This is a genomic window from Halorubrum trapanicum (assembly GCF_002355655.1).
Lineage (GTDB): Archaea > Halobacteriota > Halobacteria > Halobacteriales > Haloferacaceae > Halorubrum > Halorubrum trapanicum_A.
In genome coordinates this window covers 491,161-515,459 of the sequence record NZ_AP017569.1, presented here as the reverse complement: position 1 = coordinate 515,459, position 24,299 = coordinate 491,161, and the positions used below count along the sequence as shown (strand labels likewise).

23 protein-coding genes are annotated in these 24,299 nt (G+C 68.7%); 11 read left to right on the top strand and 12 right to left on the bottom strand.

What is annotated here, in order from left to right; translation table 11 throughout:
- Positions 1-5: 5 nt before the first annotated feature.
- Positions 6-596 carry a hypothetical protein gene (locus CPZ01_RS02515; RefSeq protein ID WP_096393279.1) on the bottom strand — a complete coding sequence of 197 codons (591 nt, stop codon included), beginning with the start codon at positions 594-596 and terminating at the stop codon, positions 6-8.
- 146 nt (positions 597-742) lie between these two features.
- Between CPZ01_RS02515 and CPZ01_RS02510 the strand changes: the two genes are divergently transcribed.
- The gene (locus tag CPZ01_RS02510) at positions 743-1,258 is read left to right on the top strand and encodes a halocyanin domain-containing protein (protein WP_096393278.1); all 516 of its coding nucleotides are present in this window, start codon (positions 743-745) and stop codon (positions 1,256-1,258) included.
- A gap of 60 nt (positions 1,259-1,318) precedes the next feature.
- Here the strand turns inward: CPZ01_RS02510 and CPZ01_RS02505 are convergent, their stop codons facing one another.
- Positions 1,319-1,837, bottom strand: coding sequence for a hypothetical protein (locus CPZ01_RS02505; protein WP_096393277.1), 519 nt, complete (start codon positions 1,835-1,837; stop codon positions 1,319-1,321).
- A 200-nt stretch (positions 1,838-2,037) separates the two neighbouring features.
- Between CPZ01_RS02505 and CPZ01_RS02500 the strand changes: the two genes are divergently transcribed.
- Positions 2,038-2,313 carry a cytochrome C oxidase subunit IV family protein gene (locus CPZ01_RS02500; RefSeq protein ID WP_096393276.1) on the top strand — a complete coding sequence of 92 codons (276 nt, stop codon included), beginning with the start codon at positions 2,038-2,040 and terminating at the stop codon, positions 2,311-2,313.
- A 165-nt stretch (positions 2,314-2,478) separates the two neighbouring features.
- Positions 2,479-3,138, top strand: coding sequence for a thiaminase II (gene tenA / locus CPZ01_RS02495; protein WP_096393275.1), 660 nt, complete (start codon positions 2,479-2,481; stop codon positions 3,136-3,138).
- Positions 3,139-3,194: 56 nt separating this feature from the next.
- Here the strand turns inward: tenA and CPZ01_RS02490 are convergent, their stop codons facing one another.
- On the bottom strand, positions 3,195-4,682 hold the full coding sequence (locus tag CPZ01_RS02490) for an aldehyde dehydrogenase family protein (RefSeq protein WP_096393274.1): 1,488 nt from the start codon (positions 4,680-4,682) through the stop codon (positions 3,195-3,197).
- Positions 4,683-4,827: 145 nt separating this feature from the next.
- Between CPZ01_RS02490 and CPZ01_RS02485 the strand changes: the two genes are divergently transcribed.
- Positions 4,828-5,790 carry a winged helix-turn-helix domain-containing protein gene (locus CPZ01_RS02485; RefSeq protein WP_096393273.1) on the top strand — a complete coding sequence of 321 codons (963 nt, stop codon included), beginning with the start codon at positions 4,828-4,830 and terminating at the stop codon, positions 5,788-5,790.
- Between the two features lie 462 nt (positions 5,791-6,252).
- On the opposite strand, the gene sod is transcribed toward CPZ01_RS02485, so the two are convergent.
- The gene (gene sod, locus CPZ01_RS02480; RefSeq protein ID WP_096393272.1) at positions 6,253-6,852 is read right to left on the bottom strand and encodes a superoxide dismutase; all 600 of its coding nucleotides are present in this window, start codon (positions 6,850-6,852) and stop codon (positions 6,253-6,255) included.
- 202 nt (positions 6,853-7,054) lie between these two features.
- Between sod and CPZ01_RS02475 the strand changes: the two genes are divergently transcribed.
- Together CPZ01_RS02475 and CPZ01_RS02470 are read left to right on the top strand one after the other, a co-directional pair.
- On the top strand, positions 7,055-7,822 hold the full coding sequence (locus CPZ01_RS02475; protein ID WP_096393271.1) for a pirin family protein: 768 nt from the start codon (positions 7,055-7,057) through the stop codon (positions 7,820-7,822).
- A 91-nt stretch (positions 7,823-7,913) separates the two neighbouring features.
- Positions 7,914-8,663, top strand: a complete 750-nt coding sequence (locus CPZ01_RS02470) for a GNAT family N-acetyltransferase (RefSeq protein ID WP_096393270.1) — start codon at positions 7,914-7,916, stop codon at positions 8,661-8,663.
- A 51-nt stretch (positions 8,664-8,714) separates the two neighbouring features.
- On the opposite strand, the gene CPZ01_RS02465 is transcribed toward CPZ01_RS02470, so the two are convergent.
- Both CPZ01_RS02465 and CPZ01_RS15320 read right to left on the bottom strand, forming a co-directional pair.
- Entirely contained in the window at positions 8,715-9,707 is a 993-nt protein-coding gene (locus CPZ01_RS02465; RefSeq protein ID WP_096393269.1) for an NAD-dependent epimerase/dehydratase family protein, read from the bottom strand.
- Positions 9,708-9,780: 73 nt separating this feature from the next.
- On the bottom strand, positions 9,781-9,924 hold the full coding sequence (locus CPZ01_RS15320) for a hypothetical protein (RefSeq protein WP_172863918.1): 144 nt from the start codon (positions 9,922-9,924) through the stop codon (positions 9,781-9,783).
- Positions 9,925-10,003: 79 nt separating this feature from the next.
- On the opposite strand from CPZ01_RS15320, the gene CPZ01_RS02460 reads away from it, so the two are divergent.
- Positions 10,004-10,513, top strand: coding sequence for a zinc ribbon domain-containing protein (locus CPZ01_RS02460; protein WP_096393268.1), 510 nt, complete (start codon positions 10,004-10,006; stop codon positions 10,511-10,513).
- Between the two features lie 29 nt (positions 10,514-10,542).
- Here the strand turns inward: CPZ01_RS02460 and CPZ01_RS02455 are convergent, their stop codons facing one another.
- On the bottom strand, positions 10,543-13,041 hold the full coding sequence (locus CPZ01_RS02455; protein ID WP_096393267.1) for a cbb3-type cytochrome c oxidase subunit I: 2,499 nt from the start codon (positions 13,039-13,041) through the stop codon (positions 10,543-10,545).
- On the bottom strand, positions 13,038-13,829 hold the full coding sequence (gene coxB / locus CPZ01_RS02450) for a cytochrome c oxidase subunit II (RefSeq protein WP_096393266.1): 792 nt from the start codon (positions 13,827-13,829) through the stop codon (positions 13,038-13,040). The genes CPZ01_RS02455 and coxB overlap by 4 nt, the downstream gene beginning before the upstream one ends.
- A gap of 260 nt (positions 13,830-14,089) precedes the next feature.
- Between coxB and CPZ01_RS02445 the strand changes: the two genes are divergently transcribed.
- Positions 14,090-14,512, top strand: coding sequence for a hypothetical protein (locus tag CPZ01_RS02445; protein ID WP_096393265.1), 423 nt, complete (start codon positions 14,090-14,092; stop codon positions 14,510-14,512).
- Positions 14,513-14,558: 46 nt separating this feature from the next.
- Here CPZ01_RS02445 and CPZ01_RS02440 read toward each other — a convergent pair whose 3' ends face one another.
- Both CPZ01_RS02440 and CPZ01_RS02435 read right to left on the bottom strand, forming a co-directional pair.
- Positions 14,559-17,057, bottom strand: coding sequence for an efflux RND transporter permease subunit (locus CPZ01_RS02440; RefSeq protein WP_096393264.1), 2,499 nt, complete (start codon positions 17,055-17,057; stop codon positions 14,559-14,561).
- Positions 17,058-17,117: 60 nt separating this feature from the next.
- Positions 17,118-18,827: a COG1361 S-layer family protein gene (locus tag CPZ01_RS02435; RefSeq protein WP_096393263.1), complete on the bottom strand. Its 1,710-nt coding sequence runs from the start codon at positions 18,825-18,827 to the stop codon at positions 17,118-17,120.
- 166 nt (positions 18,828-18,993) lie between these two features.
- On the opposite strand from CPZ01_RS02435, the gene CPZ01_RS02430 reads away from it, so the two are divergent.
- Positions 18,994-19,746 carry a TetR/AcrR family transcriptional regulator gene (locus tag CPZ01_RS02430; protein WP_096393262.1) on the top strand — a complete coding sequence of 251 codons (753 nt, stop codon included), beginning with the start codon at positions 18,994-18,996 and terminating at the stop codon, positions 19,744-19,746.
- 33 nt (positions 19,747-19,779) lie between these two features.
- On the opposite strand, the gene CPZ01_RS02425 is transcribed toward CPZ01_RS02430, so the two are convergent.
- A complete protein-coding gene (locus CPZ01_RS02425; protein ID WP_004596336.1) occupies positions 19,780-20,481 on the bottom strand; it encodes an HD domain-containing protein in 702 nt (233 codons plus the stop codon).
- Between the two features lie 180 nt (positions 20,482-20,661).
- Between CPZ01_RS02425 and CPZ01_RS02420 the strand changes: the two genes are divergently transcribed.
- A complete protein-coding gene (locus tag CPZ01_RS02420) occupies positions 20,662-21,588 on the top strand; it encodes a cation diffusion facilitator family transporter (RefSeq protein ID WP_096393261.1) in 927 nt (308 codons plus the stop codon).
- A gap of 69 nt (positions 21,589-21,657) precedes the next feature.
- Complete coding sequence (locus CPZ01_RS02415) at positions 21,658-22,368, top strand: YqjF family protein (protein ID WP_096393260.1); 711 nt, start codon at positions 21,658-21,660, stop codon at positions 22,366-22,368.
- A gap of 539 nt (positions 22,369-22,907) precedes the next feature.
- Here CPZ01_RS02415 and CPZ01_RS02410 read toward each other — a convergent pair.
- Entirely contained in the window at positions 22,908-24,197 is a 1,290-nt protein-coding gene (locus CPZ01_RS02410) for a Glu/Leu/Phe/Val family dehydrogenase (protein WP_096393259.1), read from the bottom strand.
- Positions 24,198-24,299 lie beyond the last annotated feature (102 nt).

Sequence of the window (24,299 nt, the reverse complement as noted above, 5' to 3'; positions counted from 1 at the left end):
GCGCCTCAGGGGAACGCTATCAGGTCGTCGTCGACGGCCCGAAGGCTCTCGGCGAGCCGCGAGTCGTCCGGTACGGCCCGCTTGAACGGCTCCGAGCCGAACTCGATCTCGCCGTTGACCGAGACCAGTCCGAGGTCGGCTGGGTCGCCGTCGAGGCCGGTCAGGAACGCGACGGTGCGGACGGCGGGCACGTCCCCCGCTCGCGCCTCGGGGTCGACGGAGCCGTACAGCGTGCGGTTCGTCGCGACGTGGTGGACGCAGGTCGGCGTCGGCGCGAAACACAGCAGGTAGCGCGCGCCCGGATCGGTGCGGCCGAGCTTGGGACGGAGCGCGTGGCGCTCGTCGGCGTGGAAGTACCGCTCCATCCGCCGGTACTGCCGGAGGACCTCGTTCGCGCCGGTGGCGCGGCGCACCGCGGCGTCGGCCTTGAGCTCGATCACCCGGTCGACCGGCTCGGGGGTCCGGGTCCGGACGACCAGGTCGACGACCCCCTCTCGCCCGTCGGCGTCGTACGGCTCTTCGAGCCGGATCGTCGGATCGTCGACCGTCGCCTCGTAGTGTTCGACGAGCCGGGTCGCCAGCGCGTCTTCGCGCATTGGTCGCCGGGAGGGTCCGGAGCGCGATAAACCCGCCCCTCACGGCGCGGGCACCGGACTCCGAGCGGGTCGATCGGGGTCCGATTCGTTCCCGGTGGCCGAGAGCCGTCCGGGGGTTTGTATGTCTTCAGCCCCTAACTCAATCGATGTCTGACAAACTGTCCAGACGGCGGTATCTCGCCGGAACCGGCGCCGCGCTGACCATCGGAACGCTCGCCGGCTGTTCCGGCGGCGGCGACGGCGGCGACGGGTCTGACGGCTCCGACGGCGGCGACGGCGGGACCGCCGTCGATGACGTGCCCAGCGAGATCGACGAGTACCTCTCGGACGCCCGCATGTACGAGGGTACGATCATGGATTTCACCGGGCAGGACGAGGTGACGGTTCAGGTCGGCGCCGGCGACGTCGGGTTCGCCTTCTCGCCGGCGGCGATCCGCATCGACTCCAGCACGACCGTCGTCTGGGAGTGGACCGGGACCGGCGGCGCGCACAACGTCGAGTCGGTCGAGGGGTCCGAGTCGGACTTCAGCAGCGGGAGCGCCGTCTCCGAGGAGGGACACACCTTCGAGCAGTCGTTCGACAACACCGGCATCCAGCTGTACCAGTGTACGCCCCACCAGGCGAACGGGATGCTCGGCGCGATCGAAGTCGTCGAAGCCTGAGCGGCCGGCCGCTGCTCGGTCCGGAACGCGAACGCGACTTTTTCCGTGAAGTGCCGGAATTCACGAGAGGAACGACCAGCGGACGTCGACGATCCGGTCGTGTTCGCTGGTGACGGTCGGTCGCGCGAGGTGGTCGTTGGCGTTGGCGCCGACCTCGTCGAGCCGGGACAGCGCGTCCTCGAGCGTGCGGTCCGAGCGCTCCACGGCGGAATCGCGCTCGTAGGGGGCGTCGATCGGGTTCGCTCGGGAGTTCGCGATCGAGATAGCGTCCGTGAGCTCGCCGCCGATCGCGTGCGGCGGCTGGTGGAAGTGCCAGTCGCCGACCGTGAGGAACAGCCACACGTCGCCGTTGATGGCGTGGTACTCGCCGGTGACCCGATCGGCGTCGTACGCGACCATCCGCGAGAGGACGGCGGTCTTGAGCCGGTAGAGGGCGTCCTTCCGCGCCGAGCGGACGTTGCTCTCGGTGACGTCGCCGCGCTCGTAGGCCGCGGTGGCCTCGTCGGCGAACTGCTTCGCGACCTTGTTGACGACGTACAGCGATTCGAGCAGGTCGTCCGTCGGTTCGAGCGGAGTCACGGCGGATATCGGTCGGGGCTGCGACCGGCCGGAGTTCCGGCCGTCGCGCGGATATGCGTTTCGGGATCCGAAACCTCGGCGCGGCTCCGTTCGACGCCGGCGCGCGGCCTGCTCGATGCCGGTGCGCGGCCCGCTCGGCGTCGACACCGTACACCCCGGATGGTTAATTCTTTAAGCGCAGGGACGAAGTGGAGTGTAAGATGGCGCACGACTCCGTGAAACTGTACTCGGCGATCTACGTCGCCCTCCTCGTCGCGGCGACGTTGAACTTCGCGCTCTTCGAGACTTCGTTCATCGAGTTCACGTACACACAGGCTATCGTCGGGACGCTGGTGATCGCGTCGGTCAAGACGCTGCTCATCGTCGCGTACTTCCAGCACCTCCGCTGGGAGAACCGCTCGCTCACCTACCTGATGGGGCTCGCGCTCGCGCTCACCATGCTGCTGATGGCGGCCGCGACGTACTCGATCTCGTAACGACTCTCGTTCCTGCGGACGGTTCTTTCCGAGTCGCCCCGTCTCCGCGGTATCCCCACTTCGCCCCGTTCGAGGTTCGACTCTTGAGATCACCGGCTCGCTGCCGATTTATCACTTAGTAATATTAATTAGTTATATCAGGGTGCGGAACGAGCGGCCGACGAGATGGGCTTCAGCGACCGACTCCTCGAAGCCGGATCGGAGATATGGGACGCGCAGAAGGAGCACCCGTTCGTCGTCGAACTCGCGGACGGCAGCCTCGACGAGGCGGCGTTCCGCCACTGGGTGAAACAGGACTATCGGTACCTGCTCGACTACGCTCGCGTCTTCGCGCTTGCCGGGGCGAAGGCCGACGACGAGGCGACGACGCGGCGGCTCACCGGAACCGCCCACGCCACGCTCGACGACGAGATGGACCTTCACCGCTCGTTCGCCGCCGACTACGGGCTCTCGCCCGCTGACCTAGAGGCCGTCGAGAAGGCGCCGACCTGCGCCGCCTACACCGACTTCCTCGTGCGAACGGCCCACGAGGGGTCGATCGCGGAGATCGCGGCCGCGGTCTACCCGTGCGGACAGGGGTACCTCGACGTCGCCGACCACATGGCGTCGCTCGCGGCCGAGGAACATCGGTACACCCCGTTCATCGAGAAGTACACGAGCGACGAGTTCCGCGAGACGGTCGGATGGATGCGCGAGCTCGTCGACCGCTACGGCGAGGCGTACCCGGGCGAGCGCGACGCGATGCGGGCGGCGTTCCTCCGGAGCGCCCGCCTCGAACACGCGTTCTGGGAGATGTGTTACACCGAGGAGGAGTGGTGCGTCTAAGGCGACGAGCCGACCGAGGCGTCTCGGTCAGCGGCCGCGCAGCGGGTGAGACCCGCTCAGAACGGGTACTCGCGCGGCTCGTGCTGGATCGAGATCCACTTCGTCTCGGTGATCTCCGAGAGGAACGCGTCGCTGTTGTAGTGGCCGACGCCGGAGGCGCCGACCCCGCTGAACGGGACGTGCGCCTCGTCGTTGATCGGCTGGTCGTTGATGTGGACGTTGCCCGTCTCCATGCGGTCGGCGATCTCCTTCGCCGTGCCGAGGTCGCCGGAGTGGACCGCACCCGAGAGCCCGTACTCGGTGTCGTTGGCGATCGCGACCGCCTCGTCGACGTCCGAGAACGGGATCACGGGCGCGATCGGGCCGAAGTGCTCGTTCGCCGCCGCGGGCATGTCGTTCGTCACGCCCGACAGGACGGTCGGCGCGACGACGAGGGAGTCGTCGACGCCGTCGACGTCGACCGTGTGGCCCCCCGTCTCCAGGGTCGCGCCCGCCTCGACCGTCTCGTCGACGTACTCCAGCATCTCGTCGCGCTGCGACTCGTCGATGATCGGGCCGACGATCGTCTCCGGATCGTGGACGCCGCCGGTCGGCAGCGACTCGGCGCGCTCGACGAGGCCCGCGACGTACTCGTCGTAGATGTCCTCGTGGACGACGTGTCGGTTGATCGAGATACACACCTGTCCCTGATGGACGAAGGAGCCGAACGCGGCGGCGTCGAGCGCGCGGTCGAGGTCGGCGTCCGCGGTGACGACGTGCGCGTTGTTGCCGCCCAGCTCCATCGCCGGGACGGCGAGGTTCTCGCCGGCGAGGCCCGCGACGTGCTTGCCCACTTCCGTCGAGCCCGTGAAGGCGACGACGTCGCTCTCGGGGTGGCTCGCGACGCGGTCGCCGATCTCGGAGCCGCGGCCGGTGACGACGTTCAGGACGCCGTCGGGGAGGTCGGTCTCCTCGAACAGCTTCGCGAACAGCAGCCCGCCGGTGATCGGGGAGTTCGTCGAGGGCTTGAGGACGACCGAGTTCCCGGCCGCGATCGCGGGCGCGACCGCCCGCATCGAGAGGTTCAGCGGGAAGTTCCACGGCGAGATCACCGTGACGACGCCCTTCGGGCCGACCCGTAGCTGGTTCTCCTTGCCGGGGATGTTGGAGGCGGCGTGTTCGCCCTTCATCCGGCGCGGGAGCGTCGCGGCCTCGCTCGCGTGGTCGCTCGCGATCTGGATCGACGTCTCGCCCATGATGGCGGAGCCGCCGACCTCGTGCTCCAGCAGCTCGATTATCTCGTCGGCGTGCGCGTCGAGCGCCTCGTGGAACTCCTCGATCACCGCCTGCCGCCGGGCGGGCGGCTGCTCGCCCCACGCCTCCTGCGCCTCGGCCGCTGCCTCGTAGGCCGCGTCCACGTCGGCCTCGGTCCCCGAGGCCACCTCGGTCACCGTCTCTCGCGTCGAGGGGTCCTCGACCGCGATGGTCTCGCCGCGCTCGCTCGCGCACCACTCGCCGTCGACGTAGAGCTCGTCCCACGCCGCGTCGATCGATAGGTCACTCATTGCGTTTTACCAAACGGTAGAAAAAGGGAAAAGGGGTTAGATAGCGGTGATGCCGACCGGATCGCGGGCGACGTGCGACCGAGGAAGGCGACGCCGCGACGACCGCTCCAACAGACTTTACCGCTTGGTAAACGACGGGGGACGTATGAGTCAGTTCGACCGGTCCGCCGGCGTCCCGGCCGACGGAGAGCGGACGGACCGCATCGACGGCGCCGACGCGTCGGCAGCGACCCCGCGGACCGAATCGCGGGTCCCGCCCGCCGAGGTGTTCTCGGTCCTCGGTAACGAGACGCGGGTCGAGGTCCTCCGCGCGCTGCTCGACCTCGGCGGCGACGAGTCGCCCGTGAGCTTCACCGACCTGTTCGAGCGGGTCGACGCGACGGACAGCGCGAACTTCAGCTACCACCTCGACCGGCTCACCGGCCACTTCATTCGCCGGGGCGACGACGGCTACGAGTTCCGCGCGCCCGGACGGAAGGTCGTGAGCGCCATCTTCACCGGCGCGCTGACCGAGCGCGCGCAGCTGGGCTTCTTCCCGGCCGAGGGGTCGTGTCACGCCTGCGGCGGGGACCTCCACGCCTGGTACGTCGACGACACGCTCTCCGTCGGCTGCGCCGACTGCGGCGCGATCCAGGTGAGCTACCCGTTCCCGGCGGGCGCGCTCGACGGCCGCTCGACCGACGACCTGCTGGACGCCTTCGGCCACTACGTCCGCCACCACTACTGCCTGGCCGCGGACGGCGTCTGCCCCGAGTGTACCGGGACGGTCGAGACCGACCTCGTGCGCACCCCCGAGGAGGAGGGTCAGGAAGTCGCCGTCGAGCACGCCTGCCGGCGCTGTAGCTACGACCTCCGATCCACCGTCGGTCTCCTGCTGCTCGACGACGCCGACGTGCTCCGATTCCACGCGGACCGCGGCGTCGACCCGAGCTCGGCGCCGTTCTGGACGTTCGACTGGTGCGTGAGCGACGCCGCGACGACGGTCGTCTCCGAGGAGCCGCTCCGCGTTCGCCTGACGATCTCCTGCGCGGGCGACGAGATGCGCGTGGGCGTCGACGAGACCGGAACGGTCGTCGAGACCGACGCACCCGAACTCGACGCGCGGTAACCGCCTGAATACAGACGGTCAGCGCTCGACGAACGCGAGTAGCGACGATCATTTATAAAAGAAGGTGCGGTGGCGCGTGCCTGCGAGGCCGCCTCGCGGCCGAGCCGCGAGGGACCGAAGGTCCCTCTGGAAGCCGGCGCTTCGCGCCGGCGACAGCACCGCGCGAGGGAGTCGGCCGGTCGGAGCGAAACGGAGACCGGCCGACGAGGCTGGGGAGGCGTGAGGTGCGGTCGCGGTGCTGTGCGGGTGGGGCTTTGGAGGCGTTCACCGCCGGTCACCAGTTTATCATTTATAAGCGAACAACCGTTTCGGACGGGAGAGTCTCCGGAGCCCCGACGTTCCATAGCCGAGAAGGGAGAGAAATCGCCGCCGAGACCGCCCACAGTATCGATCCGTCACCGGCGGCGGGCGCACGGAGCGCGGAAACGTCACGTCAGACCAATCGCGCGGTCGACTACCTAATTACTCGAACAGCTCGACGGCCTGCTCGTAACGGCTGGACGGCTCGTCCCAGTCGACGACTTCGAAGAAGTTGTCGACGAACTCGCCGCGGGCCGGGCCGTAGTCGTGGTAGTAGGAGTGCTCCCAGACGTCCAGCGCGAGGATCGGGTGGCCGCCCCAGATCGCGCCCTGGTCGTGCTTGTCGACCACGACGTTGCGGAGCTGGTTCGAGAACGTGTCGTACACCAGCAGCGCCCAGCCGCTGGCCGCGGAGGCTGCCGCCTCGAACTCGCCCTTCCAGGCCTCGTACGAGCCGAAGTCCTCCTCGATGCGGTCGGCCAGCGCACCCTCGGGCTCGTCGCCGCCCGCCGGCGACATGTTCTGCCAGAACAGGTCGTGGAGGATGTGGCCCGAGGAGTTGTGGGTCACGTTGCGGATGGCCCCGCCGGACGAAGAGAAGTCGCCCGCCTCGCGGTTCTCTTCGAGCGTCTCTTCGGCGGCGTTCCAGCCGTTGACGTACCCCTGATGATGGGTGTCGTGATGCCATTCGAGCACCTGCTCGGAGATGTGCGGCTCAAGCGCGTCGTAGTCGTACGGCAGCGGATCGAGTTCGTAGCTCATTGTTGCGTTCCCACCTACTCGCGGCAGAGGTAAGAAGCTTCTCTGTAGCGTATTCAAGTAAAATATCAGTACGTTCTATACACCACTAAATATAGCTTTCAAGCCTTTCAAAAACGAATATAGAGAAATTAGCTAAGAGAGCTGTCTATTTCTCGGTTCCGTAATCGTGATGCTTATCGTCTGTAATCGACACCCTTCGAACGTGACTGAAAACGAGTCGAGCGCGACCCGACCGGCGCCCCTGTCGGGCCAAATCGTCCGCCACGGCACCGGGGTGAACTCGAACCGGGCCTTCCCGACCGAGGAACATCCGCAGCACCTCGATCCGTTCGTCCTCTTCGAGCGGTTCTACATCGAGCCGGACCAGGGGTTCCCGATGCACCCGCACCGCGGGTTCGAGATCGTCTCCTACATGATCGAGGGCGGCATGGACCACGAGGACAGCCTCGGGGTGACGAACACCGCCCGCGAGAACGAGGCGATGCACATCACGACCGGCGGCGGGATCCGGCACTCGGAGTTCCCCGCCGACGGCGCCGGCTGTAACGGGCTCCAGCTCTGGGTGAACCTGCCTCGCGAGGACAAAGAGATGGATCCCGACTACTCGGACGCCGCGGTCGACGAACTCCCGACCGAGGAGTTCGGCGGCGCGACGGTCACCGCGGTCGTCGGCGACGGGTCGCCGCTGTCGACGCACACGCCGCTGGAGTACCTCGACGCAGAGGTCACCGACTCGTGGCGGTGGGAGGTCCCGGACGAGTGGGCCGGCTTCCTCTACGTCGTCGACGGCGCGGGGACGGTGAACGTCGATGGGGCCGGCTCCGCGGACGCGATCGCCGAGGGCGAGGTCCTCCCGGTGACGGACGCCGAGGCGGTCGACGTCGCCGCCGACGAGTCGCTCCGCGCGGTTGCGGTCTCGGGTCGCCCGCACGGGGAACCGATCCGCCAGCAGGGCCCGTTCGTCCTCTGAGGGCCGCCGGCCCGCGACGAGGGGACGACGCCGGCCACGCGCGACGGAAGATCCGACCGAGTTTTTTGTAGCCGGAGCGGTATCTGCCCGCATGGACCTACGCGAAGCAACCGCCGAAGACGTCGACGCGGTCCGGTCGGTCGCCCGGGAGTCGCTCGTGGCGTCGTACGGACACGCGGTCGACGAGGAGCTGTTGGACGAGGCCGTCGAGGAGTGGTACGACGCCGGCGACCTCGGCGACGACGTCGAGGACGACGACGCGGTGTTCCCGGTCGCCGTCGTGGATGGGGTCGTCGTCGGGTTCGCGGAGAGCTACGTCGTCGGGCGCCGCGAGCGCGTCGGCGAGATCGACTGGCTCCACGTCCATCCGGACCACAGGGGGTCGGGAATCGGCTCCGCGCTCCTCGAACGGGTCGAGTCCGCGCTCCGCTCGGCCGACGTCGACCGCATCGAGGCGCGCGTGCTCGCCGACAACGAGGCGGGCACGGAGTTCTACGAGCGCGAGGGGTACGAACTCACCGGCGAGCGCGACGTCGACATCGGCGGCCAGACGTTCACGGAACGGGAGTTCCGGAAACAGGTCGGCCGGCTCAGGGGTATCTCCGAGGCGACCTACCAGACCGAAGACGGAAGGACGGTTCACGTCGCGTTCGACGAGAGCGACCGCGGCTCGCAGGCCCCGTTCTACGTCGCCTACGTCGACCCGGACCACGAGCGTCGGTACGGCTACCTCTGCGGCAACTGCGAGGGGACGGATATCGCGATCGACACGATGGACCGGATGGAGTGCCGCGACTGCGGGAACCGCCGGAAGCCGGCGCGCTGGGACGCGGCATACTGACCGCGAATTACCCACTGACCGCGAATTGCCCCGCGGAGCGGTGCGGGCCCCTCAGAGCGTCTCCTTCACGCCGATGACGCGCTCCTCGGCCTCGCGGCCGGGATCCCACTCGCTCCCGTCGCGGTCCGACTCGCGGTGTTCCTCGACGGTCCGCGCCATCGCCTCGTCGACCGGCGTCGACTCCCAGCCGAGGTCGGCGAGCGCGCAGGTGTCGAGCAGGTGGGGGTACTCGCGGTAGAGCGTGAAATCCTCCGGATCGAGGTCGCCGGCCGCCAGCGCGTCGTCGCTCGCCGTGACGACTTCGCAGTCGGCGCCCGCGACGTCGGCGATCGTCTCCAGCGTCTCCCGCAGCGTGAGCGCGCGCCGGTCGCCGACGTTGTACGCCGCGCCCGGCTCGCCGCGCTCGGCGACGATCCGCAGCGCGCTCGCGACGTCCTCGACGTACGCCCGGTGCCAGAGGTTCTGCCCGTCGCCGGGGACGACCACGCGGTCGTGGGTGAGCACGCGGTCGATCCAGTAGTCGAGCCGCTCCGTGTAGTCGTGTGGGCCGTAGACGATACACGGGCGGACCGCCATCGCGGAAACCCCCGCCTCGGCGGCCGCGAACACCGCGCGGTCGCCCTCGGCCTTCCGGTTGCCGTACGTCTCGTGCGAGTCGTCGGTCGCCTGCGCGTCCGTACACGGCTCCAGCGGCGTCTCCCCCTCTCGTTTGGGGATATCCTCGGCGGCGTAGCTGGACCCCGAGGAGATGTACACGTAGCCGTCGACGTCGGCGAAGACCTCCGTCGCGGTCTCCACGTCTGCTGGGTGATAGGCGACGCAGTCGATCACGACGTCGGGCTCGACCGAGAGCTTCGCGGCGCGTAACGCGGTCTCGTCTTTCCGGTCGCCCTCGACGTGGGTCACCCGGTCGTCGTCCGCGAAGGGGTTCTCGTGGTTCCCCCGGTTGAATATCGCGACCTCGTAGTCGTGCGCCAGCAGTTCCTCGACGGTGTGGCGGCCGATGAATCGCGTGCCGCCGACGACGAGCGCCGTGTCTGTCATACGCGGGATCGGACGAGCGAGGTAAAAAGCGTGGCCGAACCGGAACGCGACGGGCCGGCTCAGTCGTCGCCGCTCAGGCGTCGTCGCCGCGAGGACCGTCGCCGCGCCACCGGCGGTACAGGAGGTACGCAATGCCGAGGCCGATGCCCCAAGTGCCGACCCCGAACACCGCGAACGCGGCCCCGTAGAGGAACTCACCGAGCGGAACGCCGAACATACCCGAGTTCGGCGCGTCCGGCACATAAACGCTCCGAGAGATGGGTAGCTTATCGGAGCGGGAACTCCTACTGCCGTCCATGGCAGAACGCACTCGCCGGCGGCCCTGGCTCGCCGCCCTGCTCGCGCTCGTCGTCTCCGGACTCGGTCACGCCTACCTCCGCCGATGGGCCCGGGCGCTCGGCTGGTACGTGGCGGTCACCGCGGCGGTGTTCGTGTTCGTTCCCGAGTCGGCGATATCGGGCGTGTTCGCCGGAGACCCCCCGACGGTCCGAGAGGTCGCCCCCGCCGCAGCGGTCGTCGGCGCCAGCGTTATCGACGCGTACGTCGTGGCGCTCCGGAACAACCGGGCGTACGAGCGAGAGCGGGAGGCTGCCCTCGCGACCGGCCGCACGGAGTCGACCGACCACGGGACGGCGGAGGAACCGAACGCGCCGTCCGCGGGGACGGCAGAGGAACCGAACGCACCCTCAACGAGGACGACGGACGACGGCGGGACCGTGCGCTGTCCGGAGTGCGGGAAGGAGACCGATCCGACGTTCGACTTCTGTCAGTGGTGCGCCGAACCGGTGGGTGAGGACGACGCGTAAGAGAACAAAAAACCGAACCGCGAACCGCCTCAGAAGAGGTAGAACAGCGGGAAGATGAACACCCAGACGATGTCCACGAAGTGCCAGTAGAGGCCGAAGTACTCGATCGGCCGCTCGTCGTCGAGGTAGTGCCCCTGGTACGCCCTGACGAACAGGAAGATGGCGATCACTAAGCCGAGCAGCACGTGGATCCCGTGGAGCCCGGTCGTGACGTAGTAGATCGACGCCTGGATCGGGTCACCGTGGGCGTTCGCGGAGATGGTCACGCCCCGGTCGAAGATCTCGTGGTTCCACTCCCACAGCTTGATCGCCATGAACGTGAACCCGAGCAGGATGGTCGCACCGAGCGTCGCCAAGAGCCCCTGCCGGCTCTCGCGGCGAGCCGCGACCAGCGCGAGGATGACGGTGAACGAGGACGTGATCAGCACGAAGGTGTTGATGAGCCCCGGCAGCGACTCCGTCAGCGGCGACCAGGTCATCCAGCCCGCGTTGTAGCGGACGAAGATGGCCGCCGAGAGGAACGCGCCGAAGACGATCACGTCGGAGGCCAGGAAGAACCACATCCCCAGCTTCACCTTCTCGACGCCGTTGAACGGCCAGCGCTCGGCGAACTCCGAGGGCGGCGCGTAGAAGTCCTCAAGCCCCCACTTCACGCCGGTGTAGAGGAGCCCGACGAGGCCGGCCACGATAGCGGTCGGGTACAAGGCGTTAGAGATGACGACGTCGCTCTGCATGGCCGTCTCGCCCAGCTCGACGGTGACTGCCTCCGCGAAGCCGGAGAAGCCGAACAGCGTGACGCCGAGCGCCACGGCGAGCGCGAACGGCCAGATGCTGGCGTGGCTCGGGTGTTTGTCCCAGTACGGGTACTCGGAGATGTGCGCCGAGTGGCTGTCGCCGCCGTCGGTAGCGACATCGCCGTTGTCGTCCGTCTTCATCGCGGGCCCGCCGTCCGGCACGTAGTCTTTCACGAACTCCAGCTTCCCGGAGGCGTACGACGGTCGGTTGGGCCAGTTCTCAAGCGGCGGGGGCGAGGAGACCGCCCACTCCGCGGTCCGCGAGTAGTCCCACGGGTTGTCGCCGGCGGGCTCGCCGGAGACGAAGGACTTCGCGAAGTTGTAGAACATGATGAAGAAAGAGAACCCGAGCACGAAGGCGCCGATCGTCCCGAACTGGTGGTAGATCTGGAACTCGGGGTTGTACTCGAACACCCGGCGGGGGGTCTCCCAGCCGAGGAACATCGAGAAGTAGACGGCGTTGAAGCCGATGAAGAAGATCGCGAAGTGGAGCTTCCCGAGGAACTCGTCGTACATCTTCCCCGTGATCTTCGGGAACCAGTAGTAGGCCCCGCCGAACAGCGCCGTCGCGCCGCCGAACATCACGTAGTGGAAGTGCGCGACCACCCAGTAGGTGCCGCGGAACTCGTAGTCGAGCACGATGGCGCCGAGGAAGACGCCTGTGATCCCGCCGAGGATGAACAACAGCAGGGCGCCGAACGCGAACAGGAACGGGGTCGTGAACTGTATCCGCCCCTTGATCAGCGTGTAGATCAGCGCGAAGACGACCAGGTCGAAGGGGAGCGAGATGCCGATGGTCGTCGCCATCATCAGCGTCTTGATCTCCAGGTTGATCGTCGTCAGGAACATGTGGTGCATCCACACGAGGAACGACTGGACGGAGATCAGACAGATGGAGATGATCACCCACTTCCGCCCGACGAGGCGGCGACCGGAGAACGTCTGGAACAGCTCCAGCATGACGCCGAGCGCCGGGAAGAAGACGATGTACACCTCGGGGTGACCGAAGAACCAGAACAGGTGGCCCCACAGGAGGGAGCCGCCTTCGGTCGCCGAGAAGTAGACGCTGCCGAGGACGCGGTCCGCGGCGAGGATGAGCCCGACCGCGAGCAGCGCGGCGAACGCGAACAGCATCATCCACACGGTCGCGAGCATCGACCAGGTGAACATCGGCATGTCCATGATCCCCATCCCCTCGGCGCGGGAGTGGTGGATGGACGTGAGGAAGTTCACCGTCGACGCCGTGGTCCCGGTGACGAACATCGCGAGCGCGAGCACCGCGCCGGTCGAACCGATACTCGGCGTGTACATCGGCACGTTGAGCGGGGCGTAAATCGTCCACCCCGCCGACAGCGTGCCGCCCTGGAAGAAGCTGATCGCGAGGAGGAGGCCCGAGCCCAGGTACAGCCAGTACGACAGGGCGTTCAGCCGCGGGAACGCGAGGTCGTCCGCGCCGATCTGAAGCGGCACGAAGTAGTTCGCGAAGCCGAACGCGAACGGCGAGAGGAACCAGAACACCATTATCAGCCCGTGGGCGGTGACAGCCTCGTTGTACGCCAGCCCGGAGAGTATCTGGCTCGTCGGGTCCCACAGCTGGAGGCGGATGAGCAGCGCCATCACGCCGCCGAACAGCAGGAAGAACAGCGCGGTGATCGTGTAGAGGATTCCGATGTCCTTGTGGTTGGTCGTCACGAACCAGCGCTTGACGGAGGTCGTCGGCGGGAGTCCGCTCATGCGCTCACCCCGCCGGGCGCGGCGAACCCGGCTCCCGGCGCCTCGATGCTGGCGCTGGACGTGCCGTTGCTCGCGGAGCTGTTACCGGTACCCGCGTACCACTCTTCCCACTCGTCTTGCGGGATGACCGTGATCTGTCCCTTCATCGCGGAGTGACCCGCACCGCACAGCTCGAAGCACTGGACGCGGTAGGTCGCCTCCCCGCCTTGTGCCTCGACGTCCTCGGAGCTCACAGCGAACCACACCTGACTGTAGTCTCCGGGGATGGCGTCGGACTTTATCCGTAAGTCCGATGAGCCGAAGTTGTGCCAGACGTCTCTCGACGTGATGTTGAGGTCGATCCGCTGATCGGCCGGCACGATCAGTTCACCCCGTTCGGTGTGCCCGTTCGGGTACTCGTAGGCCCAGCCGTACTGGTACCCCTCGACCATGATCTCGATGTCTCCCTCGTCGCCGGTGTCCGGTCCCTGCTCGACGTAGAGGAGCAGCCCGTACGCGTACACGACGAGGCTGATGACGACGATCGCGCTCAACCCGAACGAGAGGAAGAGCTTCTTCGCTTTCGGACCGCCCTGTCCCGTCGGGAGCTCGCCGACGACCGGTGCGTCGAACTCCTCGTCCGATCGGTTTCCGTCGTCGCGGTACTTGTACACGTTCCACAGCGTGTACGACACGACGATGGTGCCGACGAGGGTGCCGAGCGCGAGGAAGACGAAGAAGATCTCGTCGAAGACCTCCGCCTGTGCGCGCCAGTCGCCCCCTTGTTGTAGGATAACTGGATCTATCATGTTCGTCTGTCTGCTCTTGTACCACCCTTAGCGATGGTACACTTATCTCTTGTGTAGCGGGGCGGGCGATCGGGGGGCCGAAGCGCGGATCTTCCGCTCCGGACGCGACGACGCCGACCGGTCGATCGACGCGTCGAGCGCAGGACCGTCGAGCGTGGCGAAGCCCGCGCGTCGAAGCGTCGAAGGGTATTTGTACGCGCGAACGGAGCCCCTAACAACGGACATCCATGACATCACTGACCCTCTTGAGTACGGGGCTGATGGGCCTCCTCGTCGTCGCCACGTTCGTCGCCGTCGCCGAAATCGGAGCGAAGCGAGTCGCTCCCGGCCGCGACGAGGCGGGCGGACGCTACGAAGCGATCGTCGGGACGCTCGGCGACGTCGCCCGGACGCCGGTCGTGTGGGCGGTCTCGTTCGTCGGCATCACCGTCCTCGTCGGCGGGAGCATCCTCCTCGGCGTCGGGAGCTTCGGGATCCCCGAGGGGCTCGCCGGGACGCTGGTGAGCGTCGCGTACCTGACCGTCGGACTGCTCCTCGTCGGCTTCGTCTTCCTCGGCGCCTACTTCGCGACGCGGAGCCGCGGACTCGGAAACGCACACGGCGTCGCCGCCGGGTCCCTCGCGACCGGCGCCGCGGGCCTCGTCCTCATCACCGTCCAGCTGATCTTCGGCGTCGTCGGCTGACCCGCTCGGTTTCCGCTTTGCCGTCCGGTCGAATGTCGCTCGCCGGTCAGCGCCCGCGCTCGGCGCCGGACCCGCGGAGCCCGTCGTCGAGACCGAGACCGACCAGCCCGCCGTACCGGTCCCACACGACGACGAGCGACGGGACGAGCAGGATCGAACAGAGGTACGCGTAGAACACGCCCAGCGCGAGCAGGACGCCGAAGTCGCGGAGCAGGGGAATGACGGCGAGCCACAGGACGCCGAGCCCGGAGACCGTGGTGAGCATGCTGCCGGTGAGCGCGCCGCCCGTCCCGGCGATGGTGACGTCGAGCGCCTCGTCGATCGGGAGTCCCCGCTTGTACTCGTCGACGAACCGGTGGACGAAGTGGACGGTGTAGTCGACCCCGAGCCCGATCGAAACGGAGAGGATCGGCGCGTTGATCGGCGTCAGCGGAATGGCGAAGAGCCGCATCGACCCGACGAGCAGCCCGACCGTGACGAGGACGGGGACGAGGTTGAGGAGCCCGTACACCGCCTTCCCTTCGAGGTACGCGTACGACAGCGCCAGGAACAGCGCCGTGAGCCCGAAGGCGGCGAAGAGGCTGCGGATCGCCGACTCGGTCAGTAAGTCGATCACCGCCTCGTTGACGACGAGGGAGCCGGTCGGCACGGCCTCAAGGGGGGTCCGCTCGGCGAGCTCGCGCACGTCCGCGACCGCCTCGGAGTTGTCGACGCCCGGGCGGATCGTGTAGTCGATCCGCGCGCTGCCGCGGTCGGCGGCCACGTAGCCGCGCGCGCGACCCTCCGCGGAGGAGTCGAGGAGCGCGTCGTACACCTCGTCGACGTTCCGGTCGGGCACGCCGTTGCCGAGGCGGTCGTTGCGCTCGACGAGCGCCGCGAACTCGGGGTCCCGCTCCGCCCGGTCCTCGATCACGGTGACGACGCTCGTCGCCTGCGCGCGCCGCTCGTCGGTCGTCGCGAAGGTGTCGGGGGGGTTGCGCGTGGTCCGGTCGATCAGCTCCAGCGAGGTGTCGTCTCTGACGGACTGGTCGATGTACAGCGTCACCGACCCCACGAAGTCCTGTTCGAACTCCTCCTCGAAGAGGGTCAACACGTCGAGGAACGTGTACTCCGTCGGCGCGAACGGCTCCGGGAGGTCCGCGTACGTCTCCAACCGCTCTTGGTCGGGGAAGAACGCCTCCTCGGAGAACTCCGTGTTCACGCCGGTCCCGTAGGCGCCGCCGACCGCCCCGCCGACGAGGAGGAGGGCGACGACCGCGACGGGGGCGATCCGCGAGAGGTCGACGCCGACGTGGAGGACGCGCGCGAGCCGGGACCCGCCGGCGCCGAGCGCGCTCGTGCCGAACGTCGGGATCGGGAGCCGCTCGCGCCACCGGTCGGAGAGCACCTTCGCGGCCGGGAGGAAGACCCCGAAGATGATCAGCGTGAACGTGATCCCGGCGGCCGCGACGATCCCGAAGTCGCGGTTGGGGTCGAACGGGCTCACGACGTTTGAGACGAGCCCGAACACCGTGGTGATCGTCACCAGCAGGAAGGCGATAAGCAGCTGGTCCGTCGTCGTCCGCATCGACGCCTCGATCCCGGTCCCGGTCGACCGCTCCTCGCGGTAGCGGTTGACGATGTGGATCCCGAAGTCGATCCCGACCGCGAGCAACAGCGGGAAGACGGTCACCAGCGAGTCGGAGAACGGAATCCCGGCGTACCCCATGAAGCCGAAGGTCCACAGGAGCGACAGGAGCAGCGCGGCGATCCCGATCGCCATGTCGAACGGGTCGCGGTACGAGAAGATCAGGAAGCCGACGATCAGGATTAGCGCCGCCGGGAACACGATGATCGCGGTGTCCGTCAGCAGCGCGGTGATCTCCGACTGGAGGACGCCGTCGCCGAAGAGGATCGCGTTCTCGCCGGCCTCGTTGCCGGGGACGGAGTCGACGACGTCGACGCTTCGGGTCTGAAGCTCGGTCACCCGCGCCGTCGTCGCCGATTCGGGCAGGTCGTAGGTGATCCCCACGATCGCGGTGTCGGCCGCCTGCGCGGTGGGGTTGTAGTCGACCGACACCTGCGCCGCGATCGCGCCGGTCGCGTCGGCGTCGGCGATCGCGGTCCGCAGTTCCGCGGGCGTCGCCTCGGCCACCGCGTCGCGGCGCTCGGCCGCGCTCGCCGCGTCCGGCTCCAACTGCCGCGCGATCGCGTCCGCGTGGCTCGACGTGGACGCGACCCGGAGCGTCGACCGCGACTCCAGCCTGTGTTGGGTCTCCAGGGTCCGGACCAAGGCGTCGCGGGAGAGGACGTTGTCGTCGGAGACGATCACCTGCGCCGATGTCGCGGAGCCGCCGATGGACGTCTCGAACTCCTCGTCGATCTCGTCGAGCGCCCGCTGAGCGGGGATGTCCTGCGTGAACTGGTCCGCCCCCGCGCTCGTCTCGATGCCGGTCAGCCCGCCGGCGAAGCCGGCCGTGACGAGGAGAAACACGGCGATCACCGCCAGCGGCCGCTCGGTGACGACGCGGTCGATCCGCTCGATCACCCGGTCGGCCGCGGTCACCGGCGCCCCCCTGTCCGGCGCGTCCTGTCTCGGGGTCCTGTGACGTGTCTCCTCATCCGATCACCGCCGTCGGTACCAGACGGCGCCGCCGACCGCGGCGACGACGAGGAGGACGCCGACGGCGATCAGGCCCGCGGGCGTCCCGCCGTCGTCGGCGGCGGCGGTCACGGTGACCGGGACCTGCGCGACGTCCGAGATGCGGTCGTTGCCCCGTTCGTCGTCGTACCGGAAGTCGAGTTCTATCGGGTGTTCCTCCACGCTCGCGCTCCCCGCGGCCGACACCTCGAACCAGATCCTCGCGGACTCGCCCGGTTCGAGCTCGTCGACGAACGCCTCGTCGTTGACCGCCGTCAGCGGGCTGTCGGCGTAGAGGCCGGCGTTGATCGACGAGAGGGTCTCCGGGCGCTGGTTCGTGATCGTGGCGTTGATCCGCCGGGTCTCGCCGGCCGGAATCGTGGCGTTGTCGACCGCGAGGTCAAACTCGGGCTGGCGGGGCGCCACCTCGACGCGGCGGGTCTCCTCGGCCGCGAGCGTCGCGTCGCCGCTCTCGTACTCGGTCGTGAACCGGAACTGTCGCGGGCCGGGGTCGGCGCTCCCGCTCACGTCGACGTCGAAGGTGAAGTTCGCAGACTCGCCGGCCGGGATCGTCGGAAGCGCGTACCGGCTCTCGCCGAGGCTCACGCGGTTGCTCCCGGAGTCGGCGACGAGGACCGCGTTCTCGACGTCGAGCGGTCCCTCGTTCGTGATCGTGCCGGAGACCGTCCCCGAGTACCCGACCTCGAGCGTCCCGGAGACGTCGTCCAGCGAGAACGCCTGCTCGCGGAGCGGGACGACGCCGGCGCGCGCGGGCGCCGCGGCCTCGTCGATCCCGTTCGGATTCCGGTAGTCGACGGTCGAGGAGAGCGCGTACGCGCCGCCGCCGAACGCCTCGCTGACCGACGAGTCGAACGTCACCGTCCGGTTCTCGCCGGGCGCCCAGTCGCCGACGAAGGACTGGCCGCCGCCCTCGCCGGCCCCGAGCCGGACGCCCGGGCTGGTCGTCGTTCCGGAGACGACGGCGTCGCGCGCGGTCTCGTCGCCGACGTTCGCCATCGTGACCGTCACGTCGCCGCTCCCGCCGACCTGCGCGTCGGTGTCGGTCTCCAACACCGCGAACCGCGCGCCGTCGTCGACCACGATGGTCAGGTCGAAGTCGTCGATGCCGCGCCGGTCCTTGTGGTCGTTGAACTCGGGGATTATCTCGAAGGTGTACCGGTAGCGGGCGGTCGCCTCCACCTCGTACCTGCCGTCGGGCACGTCGTCGGGCACGGTCACGTCTAGCTCGACGGGGACCGGGCTCGCGGCGGTCGAAACGTCGCCGACCGGGATCTCGCCGTCCTCGACGTCGATCGGCACGTCACTGTCGTCGATCTCGAGGGTGAGCCCGCGAGCGGTCGTGACCCGTGAGTCGAGCTGGTTGCCGATCTCCATCTCGCCGGTGTTGACGATGTCGACCGTCACGGTCGACTCCGCGCCGCTGGGCACCGACCCCCGGGAGAGGAACAGCTCCAACACGGGCGACCCGCGGACCTGTCGGGGAGTGGGATCGCTCGTCTGCGCGACGGAGCCCTCCGCGTTCGGGCCGTCGATCCCGGAGAGCGCCGCGGCGTCGCCGCCGCCCGCCGTCCCCGCGCTCGGGGCCGCGGCGCCCGCGAGCGAGACGCCGACGAGTAACGCGCTCACCGCGACGGCGGCGAGCGCGGCGGTCGCGAGCCGCGTCGACCGACTCATCGATTCCCTCCGCCGGACCGGTGGGAGGGTCTGGTCGCGCGCGGCGATCGGTCGTACCGTGACGCGTCGGGTCGAGTCATACGTTGCTGTCAGGGGCCCGCGGCATAAGCGTGTTGAATGAACGTTCAATCAGGACCGATATATACCGGACCCCTCTATGCGTCGTATGAACGACCCGTTCGCGGAGCCGTCGGACACTCGACAGGCGATCCTCGGCGCGGCGTTCCGCGCGCTCTGTGAACACGGGTACGCGAACGTCACGATCCAGCGGATCGGCGACGAGTTCGACAAGAGCCCCTCGCTCGTCTACCACCACTACGACGGGAAAGACGACCTGCTGATCGACCTCCTCGGCTTCCTGCTCGACGAGTTCGAGGCGTCCGTCGCGGACGGGGCCGTCGCGGACCCGTCGGGAGCGGATGCGGCTGCCGCGGAGGAGGACGCGCCGGAGATGGCCCCCGAGGAGGCCTTCGAGCGCTCTGCGCGGGAGCAGCTCGACGGCTACCTCACGGCCGCCGTCGACCCCGCGTCGCTCGACGACGCGTACGCGCCCGACGAGCGGTTCGTCACGGTGATGACCGAACTCCGCTCGCAGGCCGCGAGCGACGAGGCGTACCGCGACCACTTCGACCGCAGCGACCGCGTATTCGGAGAGTACCTCGAACGGCTCGTGCGCGAGGCGGCGGCCGAGGTCGCCGGCGGCGGCGCCGGAGTGGCGGACGACGACGCGTCCGATGCCTCGCCCGACGCCGTCACCGCGTCGGAGGTGGCCGCGACGCTCCAGACGTTCGCGACCGGCGGGATGTTCCGCTGGGCGACGACGAACGACGAGGCGTGGATCGCGGGCTCCCGCGCCGGGATCGACCGGTACTTGGAGGCGATGCTCCCGCTCGTCGAAACCAGCGCTTCGGGCGAGTAGGGCCGGAAGCGTCGTTTCGGGGCCGAGACGCGCTCAGCGGTCGGTAACGCCTTCGGCGTCCATTCGCGAGACCTCCTCTTCGAGCCACTCGCGGAGCCACTTCACGCGCTTGATGCGCTGGTGCGCGATGCTCTCGGCGGTGTCGGAGACGACGCGCTCGGTGTGGTCGTGGGCGCGCTGGAGCACGCGGTCGACCATCTTCGCGGCGTCCATGTGCGTGCGCGACTCGTACCCCATCCGCAACAGCATGAGGACGGCGCCGTTGGCGCCGACCTTGTCGAGCACGTCGGCCTCGATCAGACACCGGCTCTCCAAGGGCACGTCGTCGAGGTCGCCCGTGTACGAGTGGTCGACGACCGCCCCGCACACCTCCTCGATGAACGACTCGGGGTAGTTGCCGCGGCTCTGGAGGTACTCGCGGGTGACGCGCGCGCCGGCCTCCGCGTGGACGTCCTGTTCGGCCTCCAGCTTCGCGACATCGTGGAAGACGGCCGCGACCCGCACGACGTCCACGTCGGCGCCCTCGGCCTCGGCGATTTCCGTCGCGAGGTCGACGACGTTGAGGATGTGGTTGAACCGGTACGACGCCGAGTGCCACGGGTACCAGCGCATCCGTCCGCCGTCGTCCTCGCCCTCGACGCTGGCCGCGAGGTAGTCGCGGACGAACCCCTTCATCTCCTCGAAATCCTCGTCGCTCACCTCCGTTTCCTTAATTTCGACGCCCACCGGGACCACCTCGGGCGAAAAGATCGTGATTCATTACCGTCACCGAGGAGCGTTTCGGTCTTAGGCGTTACGACGGAGTCTCGCGCCGATGCGTCGGCGGACGGCCGTCGAGGGAAGCGGCCGTCGGCCGATCGGAGTGCGTCGACGCGACGCGGGACGCTTAACAGGGTCGCGGGCGCATCGACCTCTATGTCGAGCCCCTTCGGGAGCGGCGACCGCGCTCGGTTCCAGCGGGCGGCGGCGGTGAACGTCGCCGGCAACGCGGTGAAGATCGCCGTCGAGGGGGCTGTGGGGCTCACGTTCGGCAGCGTCGCGCTGGTGGCCGACGCCGCCCACTCCGTCGCCGACCTCGTCGCGAGCGCGGTCGTGTTCGTCTGGGGGGGCTCGCGGTACGAGAGCGCCGACGAGACGCACCCGCACGGCCACCAGCGGATCGAGCCGCTGACGGCGCTGCTCGTCGGCGCGACCATCCTCGTCCTCGGGCTCCTCCTGTTGCGCGAGTCGGTCCTCGGGCTGCTCGGGACGCACAGCCCGCCCCGGAAGAGCCTCCTCCTCGTCGCCGCGCTGCTGTTCGCGATGGCGGACATGTACCTGCTGTACTGGTACACGGAGCTGGTGAACGCCGACCTCGGCTCGACGGCGCTCGCCGCCCTCGCGGTCGACTGCCTCAACGATATCTACACCACGATCGCCGCGCTCGTCGGCGTGTTCGGCGTGTTCCTCGACGTCCCGATCCTCGACCCGGTCGCGGGCGCGCTCGTCAGCGTCCTCGTCGTCTACCAGGGGGTCGAGATCGGCCGCGAGAACGTCACCTACCTCGTGGGCGCCGCGCCGCCGCCGGGCGACCGCGAGCGCGTCGTCGCCGCGCTCCGCGATCACCCCGCGGTCGAGGGGGTCCACGACCTCACCGTGTTCTACGACGGGACCGACCTGGAGGTCGAGGTCCACGTCGAGGTCGACGGCGAGATGACGCTCCGAGAGGCCCACGACGTGGAGACGGACCTCGTCACGAGCCTGCGCGCGCTGGAGGACGTCGGCGACGTCCATGTCCACCTCGACCCCTCGGGGCTGGGCGAGTGGAAGGACGCGCCGGAGGGGCCGGACGTCGTGGAGTGAGCCCGCGCGAACTGCACTGAAACCGCCAGCGGCGTGCGGGTTTTGCTCCTTCGGTCCCTACGATCCGACATGCTCGGCCGCCGCTTGCTGGAGATGACGTGGCGCGACGCGCTGTTCTGTCACTGGCCCGTCGATCCCGCCGTCGTCTCCGCCACGCTCCCCGACCGGCTCTCGGTCGCCACCCACCGAGGCGACGCGTACCTGAGCGTCGTCGCCTTCGTGATGGACGACATCCGTCCGCGCGGGGCGCCCGTCGGGCTCTCGTTCCCGGAGCTCAACCTCCGGACCTACGTCGGGGGCCCCGACGGTCCGGGCGTCTACTTCTACAACCTCGACGCGGCCGACCGGATCGGCGTCGCGGCCGCGCGGCGTCTGTTCGCGCTCCCGTACTACCGCGCGGCGATGGACGTGTCTCGCCCCGAAGCCCCCGATCGCTCGGAGCGCGCGAGCGCCCCCGTTCGGTTCACCAGCCGCCGGACCCACCCCGGCGTGCCCCACGCGCGGTTCGACGCGACCTACGAGCCGACGGGCGAGGCGTTCGCGGCCGAGCCGGGGTCGCCCGACGAGTTCCTCGCCGAGAACTACCGGTTCTACGCCGCGGGGAACCGACTGTACCGCGGGGAGATCGCTCACGACCCGTGGCGGCTCCGGGAGGCGACCGTCGACCTCCGGGCGAACACCCTGTTCGAGGCGAACGGGTTCGACCGGCCCGACGGCGACCCGATCGTCCGCTACGCGGAGCCGATCGAGGTGGGCGCGGACCGGATCCGATCGGTCTGACGAACGGTATTTAAATGATCACGAGCGACGACGGCGATTACTTATAAAGAGCGGTGCGGTGGCGCGCCCCGGTGAGCGGCCGCCACCGGCGGCCGCGAACCGCGAGGGACCGAAGGTCCCTCTGGCAGCCGGCGCGTAGCGCCGGCGACGCCGGTGCGAGGGAGTCGGTCGTCCGGAGCGAAGCGGAGGGCGACCGACGAGGCTGGGGAGGCGTGAGGTGCTGTGCGGAGCGGTGCGGGGTGGGACTCAAAGGGGCAGTCGCGAGGACGAAGCACGGCGACGGAAGCACCGCAGCGAGTGAGCGGAGCGAACGAGCGAGGAGCGCACCGAGCCGCGCGAGTCCTCGCGACTGGGGCTTTGGAGGCGTTCACCGCCGATCCAAGGTGACTCAGTTATAAACGAGTGGCTGGGGCTTTGGAGGCATTCACCGCTTCGTCTATCACTTATAAACGGCCGGCAACGGAACCGAGAGTCTGGTTATAAACAACCACGCGACTACCCCGATTCGATAACCCTCGCTAACGCTCGTCGCTCGCCGGCTACGGGAACAGGCCGCGGTACTCGTGGGCCCTCGCCGTGCGCTCCAGCGCGAGCGTGTACGCCGCGGTCCGCAGGTCGGGGAGGTCCTTCGTGTCGTACTGCTCGATCGTCTCGTCGAACGCCGTACCGATGCGGCGCTCCAGCTCGGCGTTAACCGTCTCCAGCGGCCAGGAGAACTCCTGTGCGTTCTGGACCCACTCCAGGTACGAGACGATGACGCCGCCCGCGTTCGCGAGGATGTCCGGCACGACCTGGATGTCGCGCTCGGAGAGCGCCTCGTCGGCGGCGACCGTCGTCGGCCCGTTCGCGGCCTCGACGACCGCCGACGCGCGGAGGTCGTCGACGTTGTCGGCGGTGATCACGCCCTCGACGGCGGCCGGGATGAGGATGTCGACGTCGAGGGTCAGAAGCTCCGCGTTGGTGATCGCGTCCGGGTCGTCCCAGCCGGAGCCGTCCGCGTTCCCGCGGTACTCGCCCGCGACGTACTCCTCGATCAGCCCGCCGGCGTCGACGTGCGCGCCGAGCGCCGCCACGTCGAGGCCGTCCGGGTCGTACGCCGCGCCCGACACGTCGGAGGTGGCGACCACGTTGGCGCCGGACTCGTCGAGGAGCCGGGCCGCGTTCGACCCGACGTTGCCGAACCCCTGGATCGCGACGGAGGCGTCGGAGAGGTCGCGGTCGAGGTACTCGAAGAGCCGCTCGGTGACGAGCGAGACGCCGCGGCCGGTCGCCTCCACGCGACCCGGCGTCCCGCCGATCTCCAGCGGCTTCCCCGTGACGACCTGCGGGATGGAGTGGCCCTCGTACATCGAGTAGGTGTCCATCATCCACGCCATCGTCTGCGGGTTCGTGTTCATGTCCGGGGCCGGCACGTCGGTCTCGGGGCCGATCATCCGGCGGATCCCCTCGGTGTACCGCCGCGTGAGCCGTTCGAGGTCCTGGTCGGTGAGCTCCTTCGGCTCGCAGATCACGCCGCCCTTCGCGCCGCCGTAGGGGAGATCGACCAGCGCCGTCTTCCAGGTCATCCACCCGGCGAGCGCCTCGACCTCGCGCTGGGTGACCGAGGGGTGGAACCGGACGCCGCCCTTGAACGGCCCGCGGGCGCTGTCGAACTGACAGCGGTACCCCTCGAACACCTCGACCTCGCCGGACTCTAACCTGACCGGGAGCGTCACCTTCAGCGTGCGCTCCGGGTGTTTGAGCCGCTCGAACACCCCGTGATCCACGTCTGCGTACTCCTCGGCGCGGTCCATCTGGGCGAGCATGTTCTCGAACGGGTCGTCGGCCATGGCCGGGACGACTCCGTCGCCCGGCATATCGGTTTCGGCAAGTATCGCCTTCGAGAGAGAATAACACGCATTCGAACACACAATTTGCCGGCCGTTCTTCTC